The organism is Dethiosulfatibacter aminovorans DSM 17477 (assembly GCF_900142005.1).
In the GTDB taxonomy this organism is placed as follows: Bacteria; Bacillota; Clostridia; order Tissierellales; family Dethiosulfatibacteraceae; genus Dethiosulfatibacter; species Dethiosulfatibacter aminovorans.
This window is the reverse complement of the sequence record NZ_FQZL01000009.1, coordinates 175821-202745: the sequence shown is the minus strand read 5'-3', so window position 1 is coordinate 202745 and position 26925 is coordinate 175821. Positions and strand designations below refer to the sequence as shown.

The 26925-nt window shown below is 38.8% G+C and carries 21 protein-coding genes; 6 read left to right on the top strand and 15 right to left on the bottom strand.

All coding sequences use genetic code 11. From position 1 onward, the window contains the following. A partial coding sequence (locus BUB05_RS08120) for a formate--tetrahydrofolate ligase (protein ID WP_139257965.1) occupies positions 1–460 on the bottom strand: 460 nt, incomplete at its 3' end. 224 nt (positions 461–684) lie between these two features. On the opposite strand from BUB05_RS08120, the gene BUB05_RS08115 reads away from it, so the two are divergent. After that, complete coding sequence (locus BUB05_RS08115) at positions 685–3534, top strand: AAA family ATPase (RefSeq protein WP_073049094.1); 2850 nt, start codon at positions 685–687, stop codon at positions 3532–3534. A gap of 4 nt (positions 3535–3538) precedes the next feature. Here the strand turns inward: BUB05_RS08115 and BUB05_RS08110 are convergent, their stop codons facing one another. Beyond that, positions 3539–4735: an AraC family transcriptional regulator gene (locus BUB05_RS08110; RefSeq protein ID WP_073049093.1), complete on the bottom strand. Its 1197-nt coding sequence runs from the start codon at positions 4733–4735 to the stop codon at positions 3539–3541. A 190-nt stretch (positions 4736–4925) separates the two neighbouring features. Between BUB05_RS08110 and BUB05_RS08105 the strand changes: the two genes are divergently transcribed. From BUB05_RS08105 to BUB05_RS08085, 5 genes are read left to right on the top strand one after another with little or no spacing between them, the layout of a single operon-like run. Beyond that, positions 4926–6314, top strand: a complete 1389-nt coding sequence (locus BUB05_RS08105) for a trimethylamine methyltransferase family protein (protein WP_073049092.1) — start codon at positions 4926–4928, stop codon at positions 6312–6314. Positions 6315–6316: 2 nt separating this feature from the next. Then, positions 6317–7612: an aconitase X gene (locus tag BUB05_RS08100; RefSeq protein WP_073049091.1), complete on the top strand. Its 1296-nt coding sequence runs from the start codon at positions 6317–6319 to the stop codon at positions 7610–7612. Next, positions 7600–8019: an aconitase X swivel domain-containing protein gene (locus BUB05_RS08095; RefSeq protein ID WP_073049090.1), complete on the top strand. Its 420-nt coding sequence runs from the start codon at positions 7600–7602 to the stop codon at positions 8017–8019. The genes BUB05_RS08100 and BUB05_RS08095 overlap by 13 nt, the downstream gene beginning before the upstream one ends. A gap of 37 nt (positions 8020–8056) precedes the next feature. Beyond that, positions 8057–9349, top strand: a complete 1293-nt coding sequence (locus BUB05_RS08090; RefSeq protein ID WP_073049089.1) for an aconitase X — start codon at positions 8057–8059, stop codon at positions 9347–9349. Beyond that, a complete protein-coding gene (locus BUB05_RS08085) occupies positions 9337–9756 on the top strand; it encodes an aconitase X swivel domain-containing protein (protein ID WP_073049088.1) in 420 nt (139 codons plus the stop codon). Before BUB05_RS08090 ends, BUB05_RS08085 begins: the two co-directional genes overlap by 13 nt. A 77-nt stretch (positions 9757–9833) precedes the next feature. Here the strand turns inward: BUB05_RS08085 and BUB05_RS08080 are convergent, their stop codons facing one another. The 13 genes from BUB05_RS08080 to BUB05_RS08020 form a co-directional block, all read right to left on the bottom strand. Beyond that, positions 9834–10412 carry a nucleotidyltransferase family protein gene (locus BUB05_RS08080; protein ID WP_073049087.1) on the bottom strand — a complete coding sequence of 193 codons (579 nt, stop codon included), beginning with the start codon at positions 10410–10412 and terminating at the stop codon, positions 9834–9836. Continuing rightward, positions 10406–11125, bottom strand: coding sequence for a selenium cofactor biosynthesis protein YqeC (yqeC, locus tag BUB05_RS08075; RefSeq protein WP_073049086.1), 720 nt, complete (start codon positions 11123–11125; stop codon positions 10406–10408). The genes BUB05_RS08080 and yqeC overlap by 7 nt, the downstream gene beginning before the upstream one ends. A gap of 128 nt (positions 11126–11253) precedes the next feature. Continuing rightward, the gene (locus BUB05_RS08070) at positions 11254–12756 is read right to left on the bottom strand and encodes an HAL/PAL/TAL family ammonia-lyase (RefSeq protein WP_073049085.1); all 1503 of its coding nucleotides are present in this window, start codon (positions 12754–12756) and stop codon (positions 11254–11256) included. Between the two features lie 277 nt (positions 12757–13033). Then, positions 13034–14668 carry a BCCT family transporter gene (locus tag BUB05_RS08065; RefSeq protein WP_073049084.1) on the bottom strand — a complete coding sequence of 545 codons (1635 nt, stop codon included), beginning with the start codon at positions 14666–14668 and terminating at the stop codon, positions 13034–13036. Between the two features lie 120 nt (positions 14669–14788). Next, the gene (locus BUB05_RS08060; RefSeq protein ID WP_073049083.1) at positions 14789–16612 is read right to left on the bottom strand and encodes a HAMP domain-containing histidine kinase; all 1824 of its coding nucleotides are present in this window, start codon (positions 16610–16612) and stop codon (positions 14789–14791) included. After that, on the bottom strand, positions 16609–17298 hold the full coding sequence (locus BUB05_RS08055; RefSeq protein ID WP_073049082.1) for a response regulator transcription factor: 690 nt from the start codon (positions 17296–17298) through the stop codon (positions 16609–16611). The genes BUB05_RS08060 and BUB05_RS08055 overlap by 4 nt, the downstream gene beginning before the upstream one ends. Positions 17299–17444: 146 nt before the next feature. Next, positions 17445–19730 (bottom strand): xanthine dehydrogenase family protein molybdopterin-binding subunit, encoded by a 2286-nt coding sequence (locus tag BUB05_RS08050; RefSeq protein ID WP_245819796.1) that lies wholly within the window; start codon positions 19728–19730, stop codon positions 17445–17447. Continuing rightward, complete coding sequence (locus BUB05_RS08045; RefSeq protein ID WP_073049081.1) at positions 19727–20602, bottom strand: FAD binding domain-containing protein; 876 nt, start codon at positions 20600–20602, stop codon at positions 19727–19729. The genes BUB05_RS08050 and BUB05_RS08045 overlap by 4 nt, the downstream gene beginning before the upstream one ends. Before the next feature lie 3 nt (positions 20603–20605). After that, a complete protein-coding gene (locus BUB05_RS08040) occupies positions 20606–21070 on the bottom strand; it encodes a (2Fe-2S)-binding protein (RefSeq protein WP_073049080.1) in 465 nt (154 codons plus the stop codon). A 106-nt stretch (positions 21071–21176) separates the two neighbouring features. Further along, on the bottom strand, positions 21177–24227 hold the full coding sequence (locus BUB05_RS08035; protein WP_073049079.1) for an AAA family ATPase: 3051 nt from the start codon (positions 24225–24227) through the stop codon (positions 21177–21179). A 7-nt stretch (positions 24228–24234) separates the two neighbouring features. Then, positions 24235–24945, bottom strand: a complete 711-nt coding sequence (locus tag BUB05_RS08030; protein WP_073049078.1) for a phosphatase — start codon at positions 24943–24945, stop codon at positions 24235–24237. Between the two features lie 21 nt (positions 24946–24966). Further along, positions 24967–25791: a PHP domain-containing protein gene (locus BUB05_RS08025; RefSeq protein ID WP_139257964.1), complete on the bottom strand. Its 825-nt coding sequence runs from the start codon at positions 25789–25791 to the stop codon at positions 24967–24969. A gap of 16 nt (positions 25792–25807) precedes the next feature. Then, entirely contained in the window at positions 25808–26917 is a 1110-nt protein-coding gene (locus tag BUB05_RS08020; protein WP_073049076.1) for an aminopeptidase, read from the bottom strand. Positions 26918–26925: the final 8 nt, after the last annotated feature.

Below are 26925 nucleotides of genomic sequence, written 5' to 3'. Positions count from 1 at the left end.
CATTTCCCTGATGGATGTGGTTGTCAAGCATTGCTGCCAAAAGGTTGTTTGCAGCTCCTATTGCATGAAGGTCTCCCGTGAAGTGAAGGTTGATGTCCTCCATTGGTACAACCTGAGCGTATCCGCCTCCTGCTGCTCCTCCCTTTACTCCGAAGACAGGTCCGAGTGATGGTTCCCTGAGTGCCACTATGGTGTTCTTTCCAAGTCTTGAAAGTGCGTCTGCAGTACCTATTGTAGTAGTTGTCTTACCTTCTCCTGCCGGAGTAGGGTTGATTGCAGTTACAAGGATCATCTTCGCTTCCTTGCTTTCCGACTTCTTAAGTACGTTGTAGTCCACCTTTGCCTTGAATCTTCCGTAAAGGTCGATATCCTCTTCCGTGAATCCCACCTTTTGTGCTATTTCCCTTATGTCCTGCATTTTTGCTTCCTGTGCTATTTCTATATCGCTCTTGAATGACATTTCTAACCTCCGATAAGTATTTTTTTCTATGATAATATTCCACCGTCTATTATACGTCTATAATTCTCGTATTTTTTTATATAATCGACATTTTTTTATTGTATTTGACAGTGAATTGAAATAATATATAGGTATATCAATTAATGAGTATAGAATTTCACATCTGTCGATTAAATGTCTTTGACAAAATTCGACACTTGCGATTTTCAAAAAAAGGTGATTAAATGAACGTTTACGCAAAACTCCTAGGAGATCCGCAAATTGAATTCAATGATAAAAGTATAGTTTTTCCATATAAAAAGGCGGAAGCTATATTTTACTATCTACTGGTAAATAAAAAAGCGTCGAGAGAAAAACTCACTTCTCTTTTATGGGGGGATTTCAATGACAAATCCGCAAAGAAAAACCTTCGTGATGCTCTATACAAAGTCAAGAAAGCATTCGATTTTGATGTTTTCATCTCTCCCAAAAGAACGGAAGTACTATTGAATCCTGAAATCAATTTCCATGTAGACATAGATGAATTCATGGAAAATTCAAATATTAAACTTTACAGGAGCGAGTTTCTTTCCGGCTTTTATATCAAAGACTGTTATGAATTCGACGAATGGATACATACTGCCAGGGCAGAATTCAAGAGCGAATACATTAAGGTAGTCAAGAAAAAACTGAAAGAGGAAATGAACTTCGTAGGTTTAAACGATATCGAAATATATGCAAACATTCTACTGAAAGAAGATCCTTATAATGAAAAAAACTACAGAGACATCATGAGACTGTATTCATTCCGTGAAGACTACAACCGTTCGCTTTCAGTTTATTACAAGCTTGTAGATATATTGAAAAACGATTTGGACTTGGATCCGGAGCAATCAACCACTTCCCTGTTCAAGGAAATACTTGAACTGAGATCTGATGAAGGCATTTCTACTGAACCAACCTCTAATTTCATAGGACGAAAAAGCGAGCTTTCACTCCTGAAATCCTATCTCAATAAATTCAGAAACGGAAAGGGTAAATCGATACTCATTACGGGAGAAGCCGGAATAGGAAAAACAGCTCTTTTGAAAAAGCATCTAGAAAGCATTTCTACAGACGACCTCATAATCCTAAACAGCAAATGTTTTGAGGCGGACAGGGATTTCTTCCTTCAGTCATGGGACAACATCTTCAAGCAGCTTTCAAATATACTGAAAAAGGAAAAAATAAGCATACCCAAACTTTGGAGCGATGTCACTTCTTATTTCTTCCCATCCTTCAACGAGGGCTTCAGTCCATTGGATATAGATTCAATTGAAAAAATAGAGTCCGTAAAACACCAGGTATCCTTTGATGCCATAATTGGAATCCTAAAGCTTGTCGCTTCAAAAAAACCTGTACTGCTAGTATTTGATGATATTCACTGGATGGACTCCTACAGCTTTAACCTTTTGTCGAACATTGTATTCAAATCAAGCAATATAATATTCATAGCAACCTGCTGTGAATCCCATATGAATGAAATCGAAAACAATATTGTTAGACTATTGGAAAACGAGTGCATTGAAACCATATCACTGAAAAGGTTAAGTCTTACTGAAACAGAAGAATTCATCAATAAAAAGGGAAGGGACCTAAATCTTACTGGAGATGATATAAATGAAATCTATAAAAAAAGCGAAGGAAACACGTTATTTATCATCGAGTATATCAATCTGTTAAAAGAAAACAAGCGTACCCTTCTGGATTCATCAAAGGTTGAAAACATTCTCAAGAGCAGACTGTTGAATCTTTCAAGTCTGGAAAAGAAAATACTGAAAGTTGCGTCTGTATTTTCAGATAGAATAAAACTCGATTTCCTTTTAAAATTTATTGACGCTGACGAATTCGACTTTTTCGACGCCTTGGAATCCCTTCAAAGCAAGTTGCTTTTAAAAGAGGTTTACAACGAAAATGATGTCTATTATATTTTCTGTCACTCACTTACGAAGGACTATATATACAAAAACCTTAACAAGGGCATAGCCAAAACTCTTCATGAAAAGCTTGCTGAATACTATGAATCAAAACTGAAGAACAATGCAAGAGACAAGTATTTTTATTCAAGAATAATTTATCATTATGAAAACACAGAAAATCATGAAAAACTATTTGAATATAATATAAAGAATCTATCATTATACTCTGACATGAATTTCGAGCTCTTTCCTTCAATACATAAGGCTGTTGATTATGAAAATGTTAATATGGAAGAAGCCTTTGAAAGACTTGATCAGCTTCTGGAAAAATGCAACGACAACGAACTGGGAATCCATAAACTTAAAATGGATTACTATTATATCAAAGGAATCTACTATATACGTATTGGTGAATACAGCCAGGGTCTGGCATTTATAGAAAGTTATATCAAATATGCCGAAGAATTGAACAGCTACAATCACATGCTTCAAGGATATCATCAGATGATTTACTATAGCATTCAGGTAAATGCTCTTGACGACATGCATTTCTACATACACAAAATAGAAAAAATCATTGAGCATAAATCCGATATCAAGGAATCCGGCACCTTGTTCAGATGGAAAGGTCTGTACAATATCAGAAAAGGAAAGTATGAATTGGCTGAGAAATATCTCAACAGATCTATTGAAATTTTCGAAAACCTTTCACTCCTGGAAAATAAATATGCATTGAATATTGCCGCCTGCTACAATTACCTTGGCAATATAAACAAATACAAGGGGGATTTCAGAACTGCACTAACTAAATACAAGAAGGCAATAGAGATATGCGAAGCCAACGATATAGTTAAAGGTCTCGACATGTTTTATACCGGAATTGGGCAATCCTACTACGAACTTGGCAAATACAAGCTTTCAAGGGAGTATATCTTCAAAGCCTTGGATTACTACAATAAATTCAACAATCTTTGGGGACGTGCCATAGCAGAAGGATATGCAGCACTTCTTTACAAAAGAGAGAACAACATAATATCCTTCAATGAGCATTTGAAGCAAGGCGAAATGTATTCTCAAAAAATCAGGAATCCATATTCAATGAGGCTCATTGATAGAATCAAGGCGGAAACCAAGTAAGGTTCTATATTCCCTTTGTCAATCTGTATTTTTTTGGAGTTATTCCGGTTTCTCTTTTAAAGGCTTTCGTAAAATAACTCTGATTTGCAAAACCGACCTCAAGGGCTATCCTGTTTATTTCATAATCAGAAGATTCAAGAAATTCGATACTCTTGTTTATTCTGATTTTCCTCAGATAGTCCTTGAATTTCATATCCATTTCATTGTTGAAAAGATATGAAAGATAATTATAGCTCATACCCAATTTCTCGGAAATATCCTTCAGGCTTATATTTTCAGTATAATTTTCATTAACATATTTTTGTATCTTGTATATTACCATATTATTCTTATGGCTTGAGGTTTTTCTTATTTCATCAATCAGTGATTCTATCGAATCCTTCAACCACAGGTATATGTCTTCCCTTCCGTATATCATATTAAGTTTTCTCATGTATTCAAGATTCAGCTTTTCAATTTTTTTATATTCCATATACTCTTCCAGTACAGACCTTGATATGAGATATATGGTCTGTGTAAATCTCTTCTTTATTCTTTCTATGTTTGATTTTTCTTCTATGTAGGTTACAGTAATCAGCCTATTCATTATTTCATCACTTTCGCCACTGTCGCAGGATGATACGGCATTTATGAGCTTGTTCTCCAAATCAAAAATACTTTCATAGTTATGAGACATTTTCTGATATAATTCCACATTTTCGTTAAGCTCTGACTGCAGGATCTGTTTTTTACGGTTCACAATCAATTCCTTTTTAGTCCGGATATTCATTACTGCAAACAGCACTTCAGCAAGGCTGGTCAGCTCTATGGAAGTAACATTGTCCACCGATTCACTTCCCTCTGGCTTCTCCATATCATCAAAAGGATTCTTATCTAAATCCTTCTGAACATTTTCTTCCACAATCATTGGGCCGATAATGACAGCCCCGTCGTCCACCACTGAATAATTCGAACAAATAATGAATGTATAATTCATTGGACATAGATAATAGTACGGCTCCATCAGCTTGGCTGAAATTTCTCCCCCACTGCTCCATTTCTTTATGCATGTGCTGTTTATATATTTGCATTTCCTGCAATAGAACCTGTCAATTTTTGATACGAATATCACACCATTGTTTCTAACTGTGAATATATTGTATTTCGAGACATTCCCAAAGGTTTTGGAAGTTTCCCAAATATCAAATTTTTGTTCAATCATAACTACTCCTAAATCATGCGTAATATTTTACAATTTCTCATCACTTATTATTAGATTTTATTGTATTTATTTAATATTATTACTATACAAGAAAATAATCAATATATTTTTAATAAAAGTTCACGCAGGGTTTAGGACTCAAAAAATTTGATTCAAATTTGAGTTTAAGGTCCATAACAAAGGAGGATACATGAGTAGTCTCAGAATAAAAAATGAAGCAATTCAAAAACTACATGAAAATACGATATGGATTCTTGAAAACGTAGGAATTGAATTCAAACACCCGGAAGTCATCGACATTTTCAAGGCCAGAGGATTCAAAACAGAGAATGGCAAAGTATTCATGACACAGAAAGATATCGACAAATATACGAAACACTGTCCTTCAAGCTTTGAAATCAAGGGACTGAAAAGCAGTGTCACTATGGGATCAGGGCCAGTATTTTCAGGCCCTTCAGGCGCATTAAGATTGCTAAAGGGAAGAGAAGGAAAAAACCTTACCTCTAAAGACTTCATAGATGTACAAAAGCTTAACGATACCAGTAAAGCTACCGATATGACAAATTCGAACCTTTTTGAAGTAGAGGATATTCCTTTTGAAAATAACGCACTTGTAAAAACTGCATTATCCCTTTGGGTAACAGGAAAACCCATTGTTGGTTTTGCTTCCAATAAAAAAGAAACTCTCGCTTCAATACAACTCGCAAAGGAATTTTATAATAACGAATTCAAATACTACATACTGGGAATTGCAAATGTGCTTTCTCCTCTATGCTTTGACGGAGATTCGCTGGATTCCATATTGGCATATGTGGAATACGAGCAACCTGTTTGCATCTCCTGCTGTTCAATGCCCGGACTTTCCAGTCCCGTTACAATCGCAGGCACTTTGGTTCAAAACAATGCCGAAATAATGGCAGGAATCATCCTTACACAAATAATTAAACCCGGAACACCAGTATTATATGGAAATACTTCTTTTGCATCCGACATGAGATATGCAGGTCCTGCAATAGGCGGAATAGAAAGCAGCTCCTTCATTCCATATATCAAGGGGCTTGCAGACTTTTACGGCATCCCCTGTCGTGCAGGAGGAGCTTTCACGGATTCGAAGGAAGTTGACTGGCAGTCAGGAGCCGAATCATCCATATCACTGTACACTACTGTAATCAATGACATAGACTTGATCTACCATTCTTGCGGGGAGCTGGATTCCTTGAATATGTTCAGCTATGAAAAATTCCTCCTTGATGAACAGATTATCATGATGTTGAAGAAAATGCATGATTCATATGCTCTTAACGATGAGTTCTGTCTGGAATCCATAAAAAGAACGGGACCGGGAGGCAATTATCTCTTTGAACTAGAAACAACAATGATGTTTAAAAAGGAACTTATGATTCCAGAGTATTTTCAAAGAGAAATGTTTGACAACTGGATAATGAATGGAAAACCGGATATTGTCGAGACGGCTGCCAATCAAATTCAAAATAGAATCGAATCCTACAGGAGACATGAATTGACAGAAAAACAAAATTCACTGCTATACCCAATTGTAAATAAATACATAAAGGAGTAATCATGATAAATTTAACCACATACGAACAAGAAATGCTTGATGGAAAACATGGCAAACTGAAACAAACGGCCTTGAGCAACATCGTGGATTATGCCAGGATACTGGGAGCCGAAGAACTGTGCGAAATCACGAAGGCAACAGTCTACTGCGGTGCCCACAGCTATCTGGACGTGGTCAACATCAACAACCCTCAGGAGACATTCTCAAAAATAAATCTTGGAGTTGACGAGATTATACCCTTCAATGAAACTGACTCCAACTGCTTCGCTCAATCCTGTGTCTGCGTATGCGACATGAAATGTCACGAGGAGTTCAACGTAACGAAGGAAAAATACGAACTGAACCTGGAATATCTGAAAATGGCTTCTGAAGCAGGAGTGATAATTGCCAATACCTGCACCCCCTACCTAAACGGCTGGATACCTGCAATGGGAGAGCATTTTGTAACTACAGAGTCAGGGGTTACAACTATAGGAAACTCGATTTTCGGATCCAGGTGCAATGCAGATGGTATAGAGGCTGCCTTCTGGTCGGCCATATGCGGAAGAACTCCAAAGTGGGGCATGCATGTACCGGAAAACAGGGCCGGCACACATCTGTTCATTGTTGATACTCCTGTAGAGACCAAGCTGGAATTCGACATTCTCGGTGCCGTAATAGGCAAAAACCTTCCTTATGGTGGAATTCCAGTAGTTGCCGGCGACTTGAGAAGGGTTAATTTTGACAAGCTCAGGCAAATGATGACTTCAGTTGCCATAACAAGCAACTGCGAACTTTGTCATGTGGTCGGTTACACTCCTGAAGCCCTTACCCAGGACTTGGCTTTCATGGGCAAGAAACCTCTTGGAGCCGTCAAAATCACCGAAGAAATGATGGCTAAGCTGTACAACGAAACATGTGATGATACAGAAAATGAAATAGACTTCGTAAGCATAGGATGTCCTCACCTTGACATCAGCAACATAAAGGAAATAGCCGCATACCTGAAGGACAAAAAAATCAACGAAAAGGTACATCTGGGCCTATGGACCTCCTATCCCATAAAACACATGGCCGAAGTCAACGGATACCTGGAGATTGTTGAAAAGGCGGGCGGACACGTATTCACGGACACATGCCCCCCCACTATAGGTCCGGAATATATAGGGCAGTACAAGGGCATGGTATTCGACAGTTTCAAAATGTGTAAAAATCTAAAGAACAAATCTACTGCAGACATATACTTCGGAGACGTAAAGGCATGTCTCGATGCGGCAATATCAGGTAAATGGGAGGCTGATTACAGATGGAGAAAATAATTTTGAAGGGACGAGGAGTAATGCCGGGAAAAGTCGAAGGAACAGCAATGGTATGCCCCGACAGCATAGAAGGATACGGTGGATTCGATCCAAAGACAGGTGTCATAGTTGAACACAATCACTTACATAAGGGGAAATCCTTGAAGGATACAATCTTTGTTGTCCCCGGTAGCAGGGGGTCCAACGGCTGGTCTTGCTATTTTGGAGCAGCAAGAGCTGCCGCTGCAGGACCAAAGGCATTAATATTCAATAGAATTGATTCAAGCTCCGGAGTTGCAATAGCAATTTCCAAGGTGCCTACTGTAGTCGACTTTCCCGAAGGTCAGAACCCCTGCGAAATAATCAAGACAGGAGATTACGTGGCTGTAGACGGAGATACTGGAATAGTGGAAATAACAAGGAAATAAAATTTAAAATCAGCGTTAATAAATTAGGAGAACGGTAATGAAACTAACTGAAAAGGAAAAATTCATCCTGGAAGGAAAAGAAGGCAGGTTAAAACAAGTAGCTCTGGAAAACATTGTGAGATACGCAGACGTACTTGGAGCTGAAGAACTTTGTGAAATTACGAAGGCAACAGTTTTCTGCGGAGCTCACAACTATCTGAACGTATGTGAAACAAATGATTTCCATGAATTATTCTCAAAGATGAATCTTGGAAAAGACGAAAAGATTCCTTTTGATAAAACTTATGAAAAATGCTACATACAGTCATGTGTATCACCCTGCGACCAGTTTGAATTTGAAGCACTGCACCAGAGCAAGGAGTATTTCGACAAAAACTCCAATTTCATTGATGAATGCAGAAAGGCGGGGGTAACAATAACCGGATCCTGCGCTCCCTATCTAACGGGATGGCTTCCCATCCAGGGCGAACACTTTGTCACAACCGAGTCCGGTGTGACAACTATAGGAAATTCCCTTTGGGGAGCGATGGGAAATTCCGATGGAATAGAAGCTGCCTTCTGGTCGGCGATTTGCGGAAGAACTCCAAAATGGGGCAATCATGTGAAGGAAAACAGATATGCCACTCATCACGTAAGGATAGAGGCCGACATAGACAACTTAATCGAATGGGATCTTCTTGGAAAGGCAATAGGAATGAAACTGCCTACATCTTCAAGACCTGTAGTTGACGGTAATTTTAAAAATGTCGATTTTACAAAACTGGCACAGCTGTTTACTACAATTTCCATGGCATCAAACTGTGAAATTTGCCATGTGGCAGGCTATACACCTGAAGCCAGAGATGTTGAGGATGCATTTAAAGGACACAAGTCCCAGGGGGAAATCATAATAACGAATGAAGACCTTCAGGAAGCCTATGATCTTATGTGCGATGAAGGATCTGCAGATATTGAGTTTGTAAGTCTCGGATGTCCACACTACAATATTGACATGATAAAGAAGGTTGCCGAATATCTTGAAGGCAAGAAAATACACTCGGGTGTTCATTTTATGCTATGGACTGTATACCCTGTAAAATCAATGTCTGACCTTAACGGTTACACGAAGGTGATTGAGGAAGCCGGTGGAAAGATCTATACCAGTTCATGCCCTACAACTGTAGGCAATGTTTTCCTGGACAAGTATTCAAACTTCGTATTCGACAGCTACAAGCAGGCCAGGAGCGTAAAATCCGATACCGACAAACCTGTTTACTACGGTGACATGTACAACTGTATGGATGCAGCAATAGCAGGCCGCTGGGAGGAAAACAACAGATGGAAAAAATAATTATAAAAGGCCGTGGAGCCATAAAAGGAATCGTTGAAGGCGAAGCCCTGGTATGTCCAAAAAGCATAGCAGGATGGGGCGGAATAGATCCTGCTACAGGGATAATAAAAGAACCTATGAATGTCAATAAAGGCAAAACAATAAAGGATAAAATACTTGTGATGTCAGGCAGCAAGGGTTCAAATGGATGGTCATGCTATTTCGGAGCAGCACGAGCAGCCGGTTCGGCTCCAAAAGGATGGCTTTTCACAAGAATAGACTCAAGTTCCGGAGTGGCAAGTGCCGTAATGCAAATCCCAACAATAGTTGACTTTCTGGAAGACCAGGATCCCTGCGAACTCATTTCTGACGGCGACTGGGTCAAAATGGACGGGAACACAGGTATAGTTGAAATATTGAAAAAATAATATTGGAATACCTTATTTTCAATATTAGAAACGGGGCTGCAGAAATATTCTTCTCAGCCCCTGCATATGAATAATTTTTATTCTTCAAGATATTCAAGTACTTTATCGACATCTTCCATACGGTCGATGTCAATGGATTTAATACTGTCATATTCAATATATATCGTATCGTTGCCGCTATCCTTCAATATGCTTCTGCCACCCTCATCCCCCTTTATCTTCATCAACCTGTCGTAATATGACGATGGAAAAATCACAGGAGTCCTTCTCTTTCCTTTATAGGTTGCTGCAATGATTTTCTCATGAATTTCATATTCTTCAATCATCCTGTTTATGTCATTGCTGTCGAATAGAATCTGATCCCCCATTAGTATCATATACCCGTCAGACTTTGGATCTGTATTCTCAATCCCAAGTCTGAGGCTTGCAGACATACCCTCTTCCGCATTTTCATTCTTTATGCACTTGATGTTATAATTCTTCAAATATTCATTTATTTGTATCTTCCTGTATACAACTATGACTTCATCAAGTTTCGAATCCAGACAGTTTTTCACCACATGCTCAACCAAGGGCATTCCCAAAACCCTGTAAGTAAGCTTATCAGATGCAAAACGCCTTGAAAAACCCGATGCAAGTATTATACCGCTCAGCATTTCTTTTCCTCTACCATGATGACATTTTCGACATAACCTAGCTCTTTCTCGACTTTATCCTTTATCTCCTCAGCGCATTTCCTGCTCATGTCGCTCACTCTATTTAGAAGAATGAAATTCCTCCTTGCCTTGACTTTGAAGTACCCGTCTTCATGAGCAAACAACTCGAAAAGATTATTACAGCCTATTTCATCATTGTCTTCCAGCCCTGTAATTTTCTTGAAAGCTTCGACCCTGTGAACATTACTATCATTTATACATGTATGCAGCGAATTCATCCCAAGTACAGAAATCAGTATTTCAGTCTCATCCGGAACTACGGGTTCAAAACCGCCATATCCTTTCACCGGCATCTGCTTCGACCCATCTCCTTCAACCAGTATAAAATCTATATTTTCGTTTTTAAAAATATCAGATATTGTTTCTATATCAAATCCTATAATTTTATCATCTTTTCCTATACCCTTCCCGCCATATAAGATATCAGGTTCAACAAGCTTGATATTTTTCAATATTTCTTCATTAAGGACAATGACTTCACTTCCCTTTCTGGGAAAGAATATCTTGGTACTGGTTGCTATAAGTACAGTTTTTCCCTGTTCCACAAGCTCTTTTGCCATATTCTCAACAAGGGTGGTCTTCCCTCCGGATCCTGTGACAGTTATTATTTGTCTTCTGCTCGTATCGATTTTAAATTCGTCAATATATTTCAAATCAAACCTCCCACAACTGCGAATAAAATTTTCAAGGCGCAACATTCTTCGAATCACCTGGAAAATCATTTTAAAATCAAAAAGGCAACCCGAATAAAAGGCCGCCTTCCATTATTAAATTTAAATATTTATTTTACCGCTTCCAAAAGTCTGCCTGATTTTATTATATCATAAGCTTTCTTAATATCAACACTCAGGCATCTGTCATTCTCAAGGAATGGTATTTCAGATCTAATGAGATCGTAAGCCTTCCTGGTACCAGTACCCATTGCATCAACTTTCCTCAGATCAATAGCTTGAACTGCATGCATAAGTTCCATACCAATAATATATCGCAGATTGTCTAAAATCTTGAATAGCTTGTCCACTACTAAAGGAGAGTTGTTTGCGTGATCCTCAATATTCCCTGCAACCGAGAAATAATCCATTGATGACGGATTTGCAAGCATCCTGATTTCTGTATCAAGTGAAGTGAAACATTTCTGTATTGTTCCGTATGCTATTACATCTCCTTCCGAAGGTGTAAGGAATCTTGTCAACTTCGTGAATGAAGGGTCTGAAAGCTTTATAGTTCTGTGACATGCAGTTTTTGACATGTGGCTTAATGCTATATTCAGCATTTCTATTCCTACAACCCATGTTGTAGGTTCAAAATTTGTGCTTACGGACAATCTTCCTTCTTCTACAAGAATGCATGGATTGTCGTCTGTAGAATTAAGCTGAATTTCAAGGTTTTCCTTTACATAGTTCAGTGAATCCAAAACTGATCCATTTACTGCAAAAGCACCTCTGTACGCAAGGGAATCCTGCAATGCCCTTTCCTTGTGGGGTTCATGAAGATAGGAATCAGAAAGAAACTCTCTGCATTGGGCTGCACATTCCATTTGGCCTTTCATCTTTCTGGCTTCATTTACTTTTTCGTCCAGTGATTCAATATTTCCATTAAGTCCTTCCATTCCCAAACAGTATGCAAGGTTTGAGATTTCAATAAGTTCTTCCACTTCCTTGACAGCCAGAGCCGCGAGACCTGCGCCGTGAGCATTTGATGATACTATTCCAAGTCCGTCCTTGGGACCAAGTTCTGCAGGCTTCAACCCAGCCATTTCAATAGCTTTAGATGCAGCCATTCTTTCACCATTGTAGAATACATCGCCCTGTCCTATCATAGCAAGACCAATATGTGAAAGAGTAGCTATGTCAGCCTCCCCAATAGAACCTCTTCTAGGTATAACAGGTACAATATCATTGTTAAGAAAATCCCTGTATAGATGCAGAAGTTCCGGCGCCATACCGGTAGATCCGCATAATGCTGTATTCAGTCTAATGACCATCATCGCTCTTACTTCTTCTATTTTTGCATCAGGTCCTACTGCAACACAGTGTGCATTGATAAGATTTTCATTGTACTTCTGGAAAAATTCCGAAAAAACATACTTGTCCTTGTTCCAGCCCACGCCCCTGTTCAGACCGTATACAGGATACCCTTCATCTGCAAGTTTGAATATCAAGGCCCTTGCCTTTTTTATTGTGTCTTCAGCCTCCTCAGTAATTTCAACAGGCTTTTTGTTGTATGCAACTTCCTTTACTTGATCAAATGTCAATCCTCTTCCATTCAACATTATTGTATCCATTTTACTCCTCCAAATTAAATATCGTAAACGTTCTCTTAAATCACATGATCCAACAATTAAAAACTATATGATTTTCATTATAGCTTATTATAAACGATTTACGTCTAATATAACGTCGATTAAACCGCCTATTTATAAAATTTCAAGAGGCAAAGAAAAGTTTCCTCAAACGCATAATGCCAATTCTTCAAGGAATTATACATTTAAAACTTCCCTATGCTATAACAAAATGACTGCAGCTATAATGAACTGCAGTCATCTCGGTAGTCTTTATTTATTATGCGCTTTCCTCTTCATCACCTATATCGTGAATCAGTTCAGGTTCGATTATTGCTGTTTCAGGGTAGTAAGCAACATCATAAGATTCTCTTTTCGTAAACATCTTAAGCATTGAAATCGCAAGCGCCACGTATATGAACAGCACGGGAAGCGCTGCAGTCATTGGAAGAAGCTTGGTTGACTGAATAACACTTATTGCTCCCTCAGTGGAAGAAGTAGTTGCAACTATGCTCAGGAATGCTACTGAAGACATTACAAGTCCCCAGAATATCTTGATATTGTTTGGAGGCTCTACTGTAGCTCCCTTTTCAATATCTATTGAAAGCGATGCAACTGTAGATGTCATAGAGTCACAAAGTGTAACAACAGACAGGAACAATGTCACCATGAAACCTATGCTTGTAACCATAGGCAGCGGGAAGTTTTCAAGGAACGAGAATACTGATGCCTCAAGTCCCTGTGTCTGGATGACATTCCAGATTTGCCCTCCTGTATCAAGTTCAAGCTTGACAGCATTTGACCCGAAGATTCCAAACCATAGAATTGCAAATGATGCAGGTACTACGAGGTTCATTATGATGAACTCTCTAATAGATCTACCTTTTGCTATCTTACCAAGGAACAGTCCAACCATTGGTCCGTAAACTATCATCCATATCCAGTAGATTACTGTCCACCACATAGGCCACATGTTTCCTTCGATTGCACTCAGGTAAGTCATTCTTGGGAAGAACTGGTCAAGAGACCTTCCTATTGCTTCAACTGTGAAGAACATTGAGAATCTTGTCTGTCCAACTACAAAGATGAAGAACAGAAGTCCAATGAATATCTTGGCATTCATATCAGACAACCTACGGATTCCTCTTTGAAGACCTGTATAACTTGAAACGATGAACGTAGTTACGATAACAAGAAGTACAATACCTCTTACAAGGTTTGTAGGCTCAAGACCGAACACTGCGAAGAATCCTGCTCCAAATTGAAGTGAAGCAACTGCAAGTATTGCAGATACTGAAACGGCTATAGCAAACAAGCAGATATTGTCAACTATGTTACCGATTGTAGTGAAGCTCTTCTTTCCGAACAAAGGATAAAGAGTTGAAGAAATTCTGTACGGAAGCTTCATGTTGTATATTGCAAATCCAACAGCCACACCAAAGATACAGTAATGTGCATATGAAGGAATTCCCCAGTGGATCATTGAAACAGACAATGCTTCAAGAGCAGCTTCAGGGCTTCCCGGGTCAAATCCTGTTCCTGGAATACCGCTGTTCAGGTGGAAGATAGGCTCTGCTATTCCCCAGAATACGATACCTGTTCCGATACCTCCGCAAAGTGCAATTGCAAACCAGTTCCATCTACTGAGGATTGGCTTTGCATCCTTACCACCAAGTATAATGTCGCCGTGCTTAGAGAAAGCAAGCCAGATTAGAATTGCAATATTAACCATGGCCATAAGGGCATAAAGCCATCCAAACCAGTTGTACTGGAAGTTGGAAATTGCAGATTCAATGTTGTAGAAAGTAGTAGGGCTTAGGATACCCATCAAGATTATGAGTACGAAAATAGTACACATTGGAACAAATATTACCTTTCTGATAATACCAGTTCCTGATTTTGTTTCATTTGACATACGTTTTCCTCCTATGATTTGATTTATATAATAACACATCTAAATTATATAAAAAAAAGGTCAAAAAAACGTCAAAAATGCCATCTGTGTTTTTGACGCTTCAAAAGTTTATTTTTCAGTTTACCCATGTTGCATTCTCTGTTTATCGACAATATTCAAGTAAAAACCGCTTGCCGTACCTTCCTTGTATACGGAACTGAAGTAAACTTCCCCTTCATGGGCTTCTATAATTGCCTTGTTTATATACAAACCTAGTCCGTATCCTTTTTTGGAATCGTCGGTCTTGTAGAACATGTTGAATATCTTTTCCTTGTCCTCTTCCCTTATACCTTCACCCCTGTCCTTGAAACAGGTGAAAATTCGTCCGTCGGATTTTCTTATTTCAAGTTCAATTACTGAATTTTCTTCGGAAAACTTGACTGCATTGGACAATATATTGTTTACAACTCTTTGAATCTTGATACGGTCTATATTAACTATATCACTATCATCAAAATCAGCAAAGCTTATGTTCTTTACAAGCCGCCTCTTCTGGTTCACTACATAAGTTTCTGAATTGTATATTACTGTATTTATGAAATCTTCACAGGTAACTCTCTTAAGATTAATCTTTATATTGTTGGCTTCATAAGTATTATCCAGCACATCGGCCACAATTTTCTCTATCTGCTCCGACCTGTAGTTTATTCGTTCAATGTATTCCTTCTCTTTCTCATCGTCCAGTATTCCCATTTCTAAAGCTTTGGCATAGCCCTTTATTAGAGTTATCGGAGTCTTAATATCATGTGATAGCATGGACATGAACCTGTATGTCCCCGTATATGTATCCTTAAGATGTTCACTCAGGTTTTCAGAGTTCATTGCCAGAATTTTGCTTTCATACTTAATTGAATTGAATATCTCCTTAAGATTTACTCTCATCTTGTTGATTTCATTGCTGAGATTGCCAATCTCATCCCTTGCGTCAATATTTATTTCATTGTCGAAATTTCCACCGGCAATATCCGATACTCCGTTGACCATCATAAGTATTGGTCTCGACATTGAACTGCTGAGATAATAACCTATTAAAAATATTAAGATAAATATGGCGATCAATATATATATGATGTGGTTGGTTATTGCATATGCCGGCTCCATAAAATCAGACAATGGAGCTATAAGGAAAAGATTCCAGTCAAACCCTTCAATATTGGAATACGCAGCCAAATAAGTTGTATCATTCACTTCAAGCTCAAAGGTCTCGGATTCCTCCAGAAGGATATCCTTCATTTTCAGCTTCTCGATTATTGAATTAAAAAGCTCCATGTTTTCCTTGTTGTCAGGCCCGGATATCATCTTGTTCGCATCATCAAGAAGTACAGCAAAGCCGCTGTTTCCATATTTGATATTGTCCACCTTGCCAACAATGTAATCAACATAAATATTTGCAGCCAAAACTCCCCTTCTTTCACCAAAATTAAATTCAGTTGCAATGGCTGTAACATTTTCATTCTTGTTCTTGTCCTTATATACAGATGTGGTTACAAGGCTTTCCTGATTAAAAGCTTTAGTATACCAAGGTCTTTCTCTTACAATATAATCATCATCAGGTATCCATCCATAAGCGTCAAAGAGTTCGCCATCTTCGTACCCGATGAATATGCTTATGAAGTCACTGTCGGCATCGGAGTAACTTCTCAAAAGCCTTCTCATTTCATATTCGTCATCCAGGCTGGCAAGCTGGTTTTCAAGGTTAGTCAGTGCATTTGCTTTTTCCTTAAGCCATGTATTGATGATTTCAGAATTATAATATGCCGATTTTTCGCCAAAATCTATAGCCTGCTCCCTTGATGCAGAAATAAGCGATGTAATTCCTATTGCAGCCATTGGAATTGCAGCTATAAGTCCCGCCAGCATAAGCACTATGAGAAGCTTGATCCTAAGTTTAATGTTTTTCATCATCTTACATCACCCTGGAATACATAACCTGCTCCCCATATTGTTTTAATGTATTCAGGGTTTTCAGGATCGTCTTCAATTTTCCTTCTAAGTCTCTTAATTGTAGTATTGACAAGATTTTCATCATAAAAAGTATCTCCCCATACATGATTGAGAATCTGGTCTCTTTTGAGTACTATATAGGCATTTTCCATGAGGTAGACAAGGAGTTCAAACTCCTTGGTGCTTATTTTCACATCAACATTGCTCTTGTACACCTTGAATCTTTTTCTATATACGGCTATGTCGTCAAAGGTTATTATTTCATCGGATATGCTTCCCCTGTTGTACGATTCCGCCCTTCTGATGTTGGCCTTTATCCTTGCAACCAACTCTATGGGATTGAACGGTTTTGATATATAGTCGTCTGCTCCGACACCAAGTCCCAGAAGCATGTCGCTTTGGGAATTGTTGCAGGTAAGGAAAATCACGGGAGTAAAGCTCTTTTTCCTGATTTCCTTGCATGTATCTATACCGCTTATACCATCCATGTTCACGTCCAAGACAACAAGATCTATTGAATCATCAAAAAGTTCAAGCGCCTTTTCCCCTGAATTAGCCTTAACAACCTCAATATTTTCAAGTCTTAAAAAGTCTTCTATCATTTCCGCTATTTCAATTTCATCGTCAACAACCATTATTTTAGACATCAAACCACCTCTTTCAACTTCATACATTTATTTTCAGTGTAACAATTATATCATCATTCCAAATCATAGAAAAGTGCACATCCAAAAAACAAAAAGAACCGTCCCTTTTGTTTTTTGGAACAGTTCCTCCTGCTGTTTAAAACATTTTATTTTTCACTCAATGCCTTAATGATCCTTTCAGGAGTTGCGGGGTAATCAGTGATATTTGTATCCAAAGCATCATTGATAGCATTCATTAGTGCCGGTCCAGGAGCAACTGCGGCTATTTCACCTACGCTTTTTGCTCCGAAGGGTCCCATAGGTTCCCCTTTTTCGATAAACAGAGTTCTTACCTCAGGCATTGACGGCGCATTGATAAGATGATATTTTGAAAAGTTTTCATTTTTGAGATTTCCGTTTTTATCATATATTATTTCTTCACATACTGCCATACCAAGGCTCATGTGTGCTCCACCCTGAACCTGTCCTTCTGCAAGCGTTCTGTTTATCACCTGTCCTGCATCCTGTACTGCAAGTATATCTTCTATTTCAAATAGTCCTGTATATTTGTCAACCTTCACTTCCACAAAAGACACTGCATAAACAGCAGGATTTGCCTTAGGTCTGTATTCTGTAGACGCCTTTAAGGTTGTTTCAAAATCGGTCTCACTGATAGTAGCAAGTTTTCCATAGCTTATTTCATTTTCTCCGTTACAGGAAATCCTGCCGTCTTCCATCACAATGTCTTCCCTACTGTAGTCGAATTTCCTGGAATAGATGTCAAGCATCTTTTCCCTGAGCAGATCCGCACCTTCCTTTACTGCTCCACCGCAAACATATGTAACCCTGCTGGCCTGTGTTCCCGCCGAATCATATGGAGATACATGAGTATCAGCCTGCGGAACATTAATGCACAGTGGATCCATATCAAGAACTTCCGCCGCTATTTGCTGCATGGTGAGTACCGTACCGCATCCCAGGTCATGGATTCCAACCTTCACCATGACTCTGCAGTCGGGCATCATCTGTATGTCAACATTCGTATAGTCAGGGAATCCTCCATGATATCCGTTACCATGGGCTGCTGCTGCAACTCCAAGTCCATAGGCATATCTTTCAGTATTCTTTTCCCTGATTTTCTCTTTTCTTTCCTTCCAGTTGAAGGCTTCTGCACCTTCAATGAGACAGTCCTTTATTCTTGCATTACCTATTCCAGGCATTCCTATCTGGTCAACTGCACCCTCTTCGAATTCCCTGGGGTCGAATGCATTCTTCAATCTGAATTCAACAGGGTCCATTCCTATTTTTTTTGCGGCGTTGTTAAGGTTGATTTCAGTAATCGCATGAATCTGAGGCGAACCGTATCCCCTGCATGCTCCACCTGGAGTGGTGTTTGTGAAATATGTGCTGCCGGAATACTTCTGGTTTTCAATATCATAGGTTCTGAAAGCTTTCTTGCCTGCCGCCATTGCTATGGCAGCACTGTTGGTGATATACGCACCTCCGTCAAGCTCCATCTCGATTTCTCTCGCAACAATCTTTCCATCCTTGGTAATACCCGTCTTTATCTTCTGTTTTGACTGATTACGCATCCTTGTTCCACCAACAGAATCCCTTCTCTCCATCAGAATCTGCACCGGTCTATTCATCTTAAGGGCTGCAAAAGCCGTAACAGGTTCAAGGACAGGCATACCCTTTCCACCGAATGATCCTCCTATGATAGCCTTGATCACCCTTATTTTATCATATGGAAAATCCAAAGCTTTGGCAATGACATGTTGAACCTGGAAAACAACCTGGCAAGGCGACCATACTACAACATTTCCAAACTCATCGACTTCTGCAAGACATACGTGGTTTTCCATTGCAGCATGATGAATCTTTGGAGTTTCACCCTCGTCTTCAATTATATAATCAGCTTCTTCAAATCCCTTCTCCACGTCTCCACATGACACTGTCTTGTGGAAGCAACGATTCGTATCCTTATATATAATAGTTTCATCTTTCTTTGCTTCTTCAATTCCTATAACAACAGGAAGCTCTTCATATTCAACCTTTACAGCTTTAAGTCCTCTGTCTACAGCCTCAGGTGTTTCAGCCACTACAAGGGCTATTCTGTCTCCTACATGCTTTGCCACTTCATGGAGTACATATTCGTCTTCATCCGATACCGCTCCTGAAAACCACTGGTTGGAATTGTATGGATGGTGGGGCACGTCTTCATATGTAAAAACAGCCTTCACACCTTCGATTCCAAGAGCTTCCGACTTGTCTATCTTAACCCTTGCATGCGCCTTTCTGCTTGTTACAAGCTTGGCGTAAAGCATTCCGTGTCTTCTTATATCCCCAGTATATCGAGTCTTCCCTCTGGCCTTGTCTCTTGCATCGGGCCTTACTATTCTTTCTCCGATATACTTGAATTTTGTTTTATTCTCTGGCATTATAACTGTCATTGCTTCACCTCCATCGTGTTCTTTATTTCATCATAGACATCGTTGATTATTCCCTTTACTGCAACTCTCTTGTAATGTCTTGACGATCTTGTCGGTATTGCTTCATCAATCTGTTTCGAACCAATTTCCATCAATTCCTTCAGCAGCTCGTCATTGAATTCCTTTCCGACTACGGCCTCTTCCGTCATTTTTGATTCTATAGGTTTTGCTGCTACCGAACCGAAATATGATTTGCATTCGACAATTTTATTTCCATCCATTACGATTCTCAGGCAATTGTTGATTTTTGATATTGTAACGGTTTTTCTCGATCCAACCTTTGAAAACGCAGAGTACTCATTTTCCTTGACTTCGACCTTGAACTTAACCAGAGCTTCATCATCCTCAATGAATGTCTTGCCAAATCCCACTATTAAATCTTCAAGCCTTACTTCTCTAAATTCACCTTTTGAATTAACCATTACTGCGGTTGCACCATAGGCAAAAAGAGCTGACAAAGTATCTGCACACTGGGCTGCATTGGCTGCGTTGCCGCCTACTGTAGCACGGTTTCTGATCTGAGTGGACCCTACGCTTCCTGCAGCCTGACTCAGTCCAAGGATGTTCTTTCTGACAATGTCGGATTTATCGAGTTCATCCATAGTTACACATGCACCTATTTCAATCACATTGCCATTTTTCTCAATGCTTCTCATTTCCTTGACTTTTGTCAAATCGATTGAAACATAATCAAACATCTTGTTGTTGTTCATGGCTACTGCAAAATCAGTTGCTCCGGCAACAAAAAACATGTTTTCAGATTTTTTTTTCACTTCGAGAACCTTAACAAGCTCTTCAATATTTTTCGGTGAGTAAAAATTATTTTCTGTCATGGTTTACTCCTTTTCAATTATGTCTTTAACAGCTTTTTCTATTTTATTGTATCCTGTACATCTGCACAGATTACCTTCCAATGCCCTTTTTATTTCTTCATCGCTCGGGTGATCATTTTCATACAGCAATGCTTTTGAAGACATTATCATTCCCGGAGTACAGAATCCGCACTGGATGGCACCGTTTTCCTCAAAGGATTGAATCATATTTTCCAGCTCGCCTGATTTTTCAAGTCCTTCAACGGTTGTCACTTCGCAGCCTTCAATCTGGCCTGCCAATACGGTACATGAAGTAACGGCCTTCTTATCTATTAAAACTGTGCATGCACCACATTCACCTTCTCCGCATCCTTCCTTGACGCTTTTCAGGTTCATATCTTCTCTCAATAAATCCAAAAGTCTTTTATTTGGATTACATTCAATGCTGACTCCTTCTCCATTAATAACAGTATTTATTATCACGAACATACACCTCACTTATTTTATGGCTTAATTATATTCACAATAAGTCAAAATAACGTCAAAAAAAAAGACGTAAAAATATTTTTTACATCTTTTTTTGACAAACTATCATTTATTTCTTCGATTCAGTGATATATTTCACATCCTTATCATCTAACAATTCATTTATCCTTCTTTTTTCATAGGTCATTGCCGGATTGTCAAAGCACTTCAAATCTCCAAAGCAGCAGTTGAACAAGTCGGACATAATCAATTCTTCAAGCTTTTTCCAATTGCTGAAATCCCTGCAAGATTTGATCAACTCAGTTTTTATCCTGCAAATCATTCCTTTTTCATAGTTGTTCTTGGAATTTGCAATATACTCCATGGACAGTTTGAAATACTTGTAGGTATTTTTCTCATCCCTTTTGCCTGCATATACAAGGGCCAAGTACCCACTTGGGATGACCCGTCCCCATACAAATACTATCTTTGAATAATACTTAATGGATTCCAGGAGAAACTCCTCTGCCTTGTCAATTTTTCCCAATTCATAATAAACACGACCCTTGCTTGCAAGGATATAAGCTATTCCCGACAACAGTTTCTTGTCGCTGCAGATTGCAAGCGCCTTGTCATAATAACTAATGGATTCCTCAAATTTTTCCTGAAGTCTTTTGCTCTCTCCTATATACATGTACGAAGCAGCAATGTTCAAGATATATTTTTCCCTGAATTCAAGTTTTTTAAAGGTTTCCATGGCATCGTTAAGATACACTTCGCCGTCCTTGTATCTTCCCGCCAAAACGCAGTAATATCCCTTAAGTCTTTTTACCTTCGCGGTTATCCCTTCGTCAACTTCTTCAGTAACAAGTTTTTCAAGATTCTCCAACGCAAAATTCATACCATCAAGATCAAAGGAATTTATTGTCTGGTGTATGATTTTAAACCATCCTCTTATACAGTACTCCAAATTTCCGCTTTTTTCAGCCAGTTCAATCATTTTTTCGATCAATTCCCTGCCCGATTGATGTTTCCCTGTATCCACCAGAAGACGTCCCATTGTATACAAATAAACAATTTCGACATCCTTGTAATTCTCAATAAACTCACTTTTCTTTATTGACTGATATTCCTTTTCTATGCTTTTCAATTCACTGTCTATATCAGTTTCACTCAAGTATACGGCTGTACCTTTGTTCATTTCATAGTCGTCTATTTCAGGAAACATTTCATGATTTATTTTGACAAGACCGGAAAATCTCTTGAGCCTGTACTCCAACTGCTTGATCTTCATATTGCATTCGCCATAGTGGAATGACAGCCTTAAATAAAGTTCCCTGTCATGTTTCCCACCCAGCCTGTTTTCATAATACTCCGCAAACCTTTTATTTAGAAGTATCTTTTTTGAGCGTGACATTTCACTTTTAACGAAGGTTTTTATTTTGTTGTGGGTAAAGTGAAGCTCAAGATTGCTTCTGTCTTTTTGCTTCTCTACAAGTATATTTCTCTCAAGAAGATCATCAATGATATCAATGAGGTCTATCTTTCCCTTTCCCGTGATTTTCTCCAGTGCATCAAGCTGTATATAATCAAGAAAAACAGAGCATATTTCCAGGATTTTTCGCACCTCAAGAGGCAGATTGATTATTCTGCTCTTGATTACATCTCCCGCTTTTGATTTTAAAATGTCAAAGCCTTTGTTCTGTTTGATGTTATTGACATATTCCATTATGAACAATGGATTGCCTTCACTTTCTCTATAAATATAATCCTGCCAATTTCTTTCTATCTCGACATAATGACTAATCAAACCTCTTGTCAGCTCTTCGTTCAACCGTTCCAAAACTATTTCATTTATCACGCTTCTGGATTTCATATGATAAATCAAGTTGCTCGCATTTGAAGACATCGCATTTCTGGACGTCATGATTGTAAACACCTTTATTGTATTCTGACACAATATTGTCTTTAGAATCTGGAGACTCATTTTATCCATCCAGTGAACGTCTTCAATTATAAGAATAATATTCTTTCTGTTTCCAAATATGGAAAATATATTCAACACAGCCTTTTCGATTATACCGAAATTTCTTTCCTCTTCCATATACATCTGGATATCGTAATCTATGCCAAAAGATGGATAAAGAGCAGACAAGGCCGACATTGTATATGTTGGAACATGAATATCTTCTTCTCTTATGATGGAGGATATCTGTTCCATCACACTTCTGAAGGATTCATAATAATAATCCTGTTCAAGAGGGTAACACTGAATTTTCAAAACATATTCACCATTGGAGATATGGTTTATGAAATTATTCACCAGGTTTGTTTTTCCTATTCCGGCCTCACCTTTAACAAGGACAGTATTATTATTTTCCCCCTTCCTGAAAATACCAAGGCTTTTCATCAGTTCATTGAATTCTTTGTCCCGACCTATGGATACTATATTTGATTCTCTTTTTTCATCCTTTTTTTGTCTCTCGTTTAATATTCCATCAATCAGATTCACGGCCTCAAGAGACGGAGTTATAGAAAGCTCTGATTTCAATATGTTCTCGAGCTTATTGAATACTTCAACAGATTTCTGATATTCCCTTTCCTCCTTGTAAAGCTCAATTAGACGGATATAGGACTTTTCATCAAATTCATCGAGTTGAATGAGTTTTTTGCAAATATTTATTTTAATACTACTGGTAATTTCATCGTTATTAAGCATAGCGGCGAAAAAACCATTCAGTTTTTCCATGAAATGGTTTTTCTTGTAGGACAGCCATTCGTCAAATTCGATAAGATCCGGAATATAGAAATCATCAAGAAGCTCTATCCTGTCGTTTTCAAGGAGAGTCGTTAAAAATTCAACATCTTCGGAAATCACTCTGTCATAATCATTTACTTTTACTATACTTCTGTCAATCTGTATCAAGGCTCTGGATGAAGACATGAAAATATCAACGCCAAAGACCTTTCTAATGCTGTAGATTGCATTTCTTAGATTCTTCTTTCCAATCTCCTCGTTAGCTTCAGGCCAAAAGTATGAACAAAGCTTGACTCTCTCCAGCTGTCCTTCAAGAAGCAGCATGTAGAAAATGCCTTCCGCTTTCTTAAATGGAAACTTCACAATTTCATCGTCTGACGTAACCTTTGGATATCCTATTAAATCAACATATATACATTTCATAAGTCACCTATCTTCTGCTGCTCAAAAATTCTTTCAACTTTTCCTTGCTTTCAGTTACTACCAGTTCCAACGGGAAATCAACCTCTTCAAATATCTTGTAAATCTTTCCGAACTCGCCCAGATGGCAATGTAGATGAGAATCACTGCCGGTAGTGACAAATGTCCCTATCTCCTTGCACGCTCTCGCTATATCCACACAATTGTCCCAACTGGTAACCCTGCTGCCTCTGAAGGAACCACTATTGATTTCCAAAGCAACATTATACTCTTTTGCACATCGTACAACTTCATATATATCTATTTCGAAAGCCGGATTTCCCGGATGTCCTATTATATCTATCTTTCCGCTTCTTATTGCATTGGTCAGCGCCGATGTATTCTCTTCAACTGTACCAGCTTCAAGGCATGGCGGATGGAGGCTGGCAAGTACTATATCCAGACTTTTGAGAATATAGTTGGGTATGTCGATTTCACCATCATAGTCTATTATGTTGGCTTCAACTCCCTTCAGTATTTCAACTCCATCCATCACTTCTGGAATAACCACCTGGTTGGCCAGATGGTACAAATGCGGGCTCCCAGGCATTGCAGGGCCATGATCGGTAAGTGCAAACATTTCAATCCCCTTTTCAACCGCAACCCTTACATAATCGCTCAACACACTGTAGGCGTGACCGCTTGCAATGGTATGAACATGTGTATCTATTCTTATATCCATATAAACCTCCAGGCTTATCAATTACAACATATCTGACTTGTCAAACAGGCTGTTTATTCTTAAATCTCCCGCATCAATATTGGGAAAGCCCAGCTTTCTTTCAAGAAAACCACCATGACAGTCCGACCCTCCGGATATCATCAAATCGTTCTTGTTGCAGTAATCCTTGTAGTATTCTATCCTGTCCCTGTCAGGTGCATAGGGGGTATAGCATTCAACGCCGTCTATTCCTGCAATTTTCCAGAAGTCAAGCTCTTCACCGGACATCACTCCATCTCTGAAGTAATATGAAGGATGTGCAAGAAAAACAGAGGCTCCTTCCTTTTTGGCGGTTTCGATGACCTCTTCCGGCTCCTTGAATCTAAGAGTCAGGTCAGTTTCCTTCAGTCCATCAAAATAGTCGAACATTGTTCTGTAAATGCCCCTGTCTATAAGGTAATTTAGAGCCTTCCAGCCACCCCTTGTCGGGTCTTCCACATAATCAAAATAATCATCAAGGCTTACATTTTCATGTTTTTTTGACAGCAGGTGCAGAAAATCGTAATTATACTCAAGTCTCGTATCATTGTTCCATTCTATCAGATCCAAGAACTCCGATGTCCTGTTGTAATTGTATACAGTAAGGTGGTATTCCCTGTCCTTGTACGTAGCTGCAACTTCCACTCCCGGAATATACACCATTTCATTTTCCAAAGGTATATTCAGCATTGCTTCCGACGATTTTATAGTATCATGGTCCGTTATGGAAAATATCTTGATTCTCTCTTCATTAAGTTTCTCTAACAAGGTTTCAGGGCTCCACGTTCCATCTGAAGCCCATGTGTGTATATGCAAATCTGTTTTCAAAAAAATCATACCTCTGTTATTTCAAGTTTTCCGGATTCAGCACTTCCAGTTCAGGAATGATGAATTTACCGTCCTTCCTAATAAGGACATCATCGAAATAGATTTCTCCACCGCCAAATTCAGGAGTCTGTATGAGAACAAGGTCCCAGTGGACTTCAGAGTTGTTGCCGTTGGATGCATCCTCATAGGACTTTCCCGGTGTGAAATGGATGCTTCCCATGATTTTCTCATCAAAAAGGGTGTTCTCCATTGGGTCAATTATATATGGGTTTACTCCTATGGCAAATTCACCAAAAAATCTTGCTCCCTCGTCAGAGTCAAGTATATTGTTTATTCTGTCCGTATCATTTGATGTAGCCTTGACAATTTTTCCATTTTCTATTTCAAATCTGATATCCTTAAAGGTGAAACCTCTGTAGTGAGAGGGTGTATTGTATGAAATCACTCCATTTACCGAATCCTTCACAGGCGCCGTATAGATTTCTCCATCAGGGATGTTCATCTCTCCGGCACATGGTATTGTAGGTATGTCCTTTATTGAGAAGGTTATGTCCGTTCCCTTTCCCGTCACCCTTACCTTGTCCGTCTTGTCCATCAGTTCCTTTAAAGGTTTCATGGCTTCATTCATTTTACCATAATCCAGGTTACAAACATTATAATAGAAATCCTCAAAACTTTCCAGGCTCATATTAGCCTTTTGAGCCATGGCATTGTTGGGATATCTCAAAATAACCCACTTTGTATTGTCAACTCTTTCATCAAGCACTATTCTTGATGCACTTGAAAAGCTGTTCATCTTGTCTTCAGGAACATCCGAATTTTCAGCAAAATTGTCAGTTGCAGTTATCCCTATATACGCATCCATCTTCTTCATGAGTTCCAGTTCATTCTCGTTCATTGCCTTCAGCTGCTCTTCAGTACATCCCATCATTATTTCCCTGTCGAGGCTCTGATCTTCAAGCTTCAAAAATGGTACAGCACCAGCTTTGTATACTGCTTTTATTACTTCCTTTGCCAGGGGCTTGCAGTCATTTCCTCGTATTCTAAGAAATACATTTTCTCCTTTTTTCAGCCTGCATGAATAATTCACCAGATTTGATGCCAGTTTTCTATTTCTTTGATCCATCTCTAATA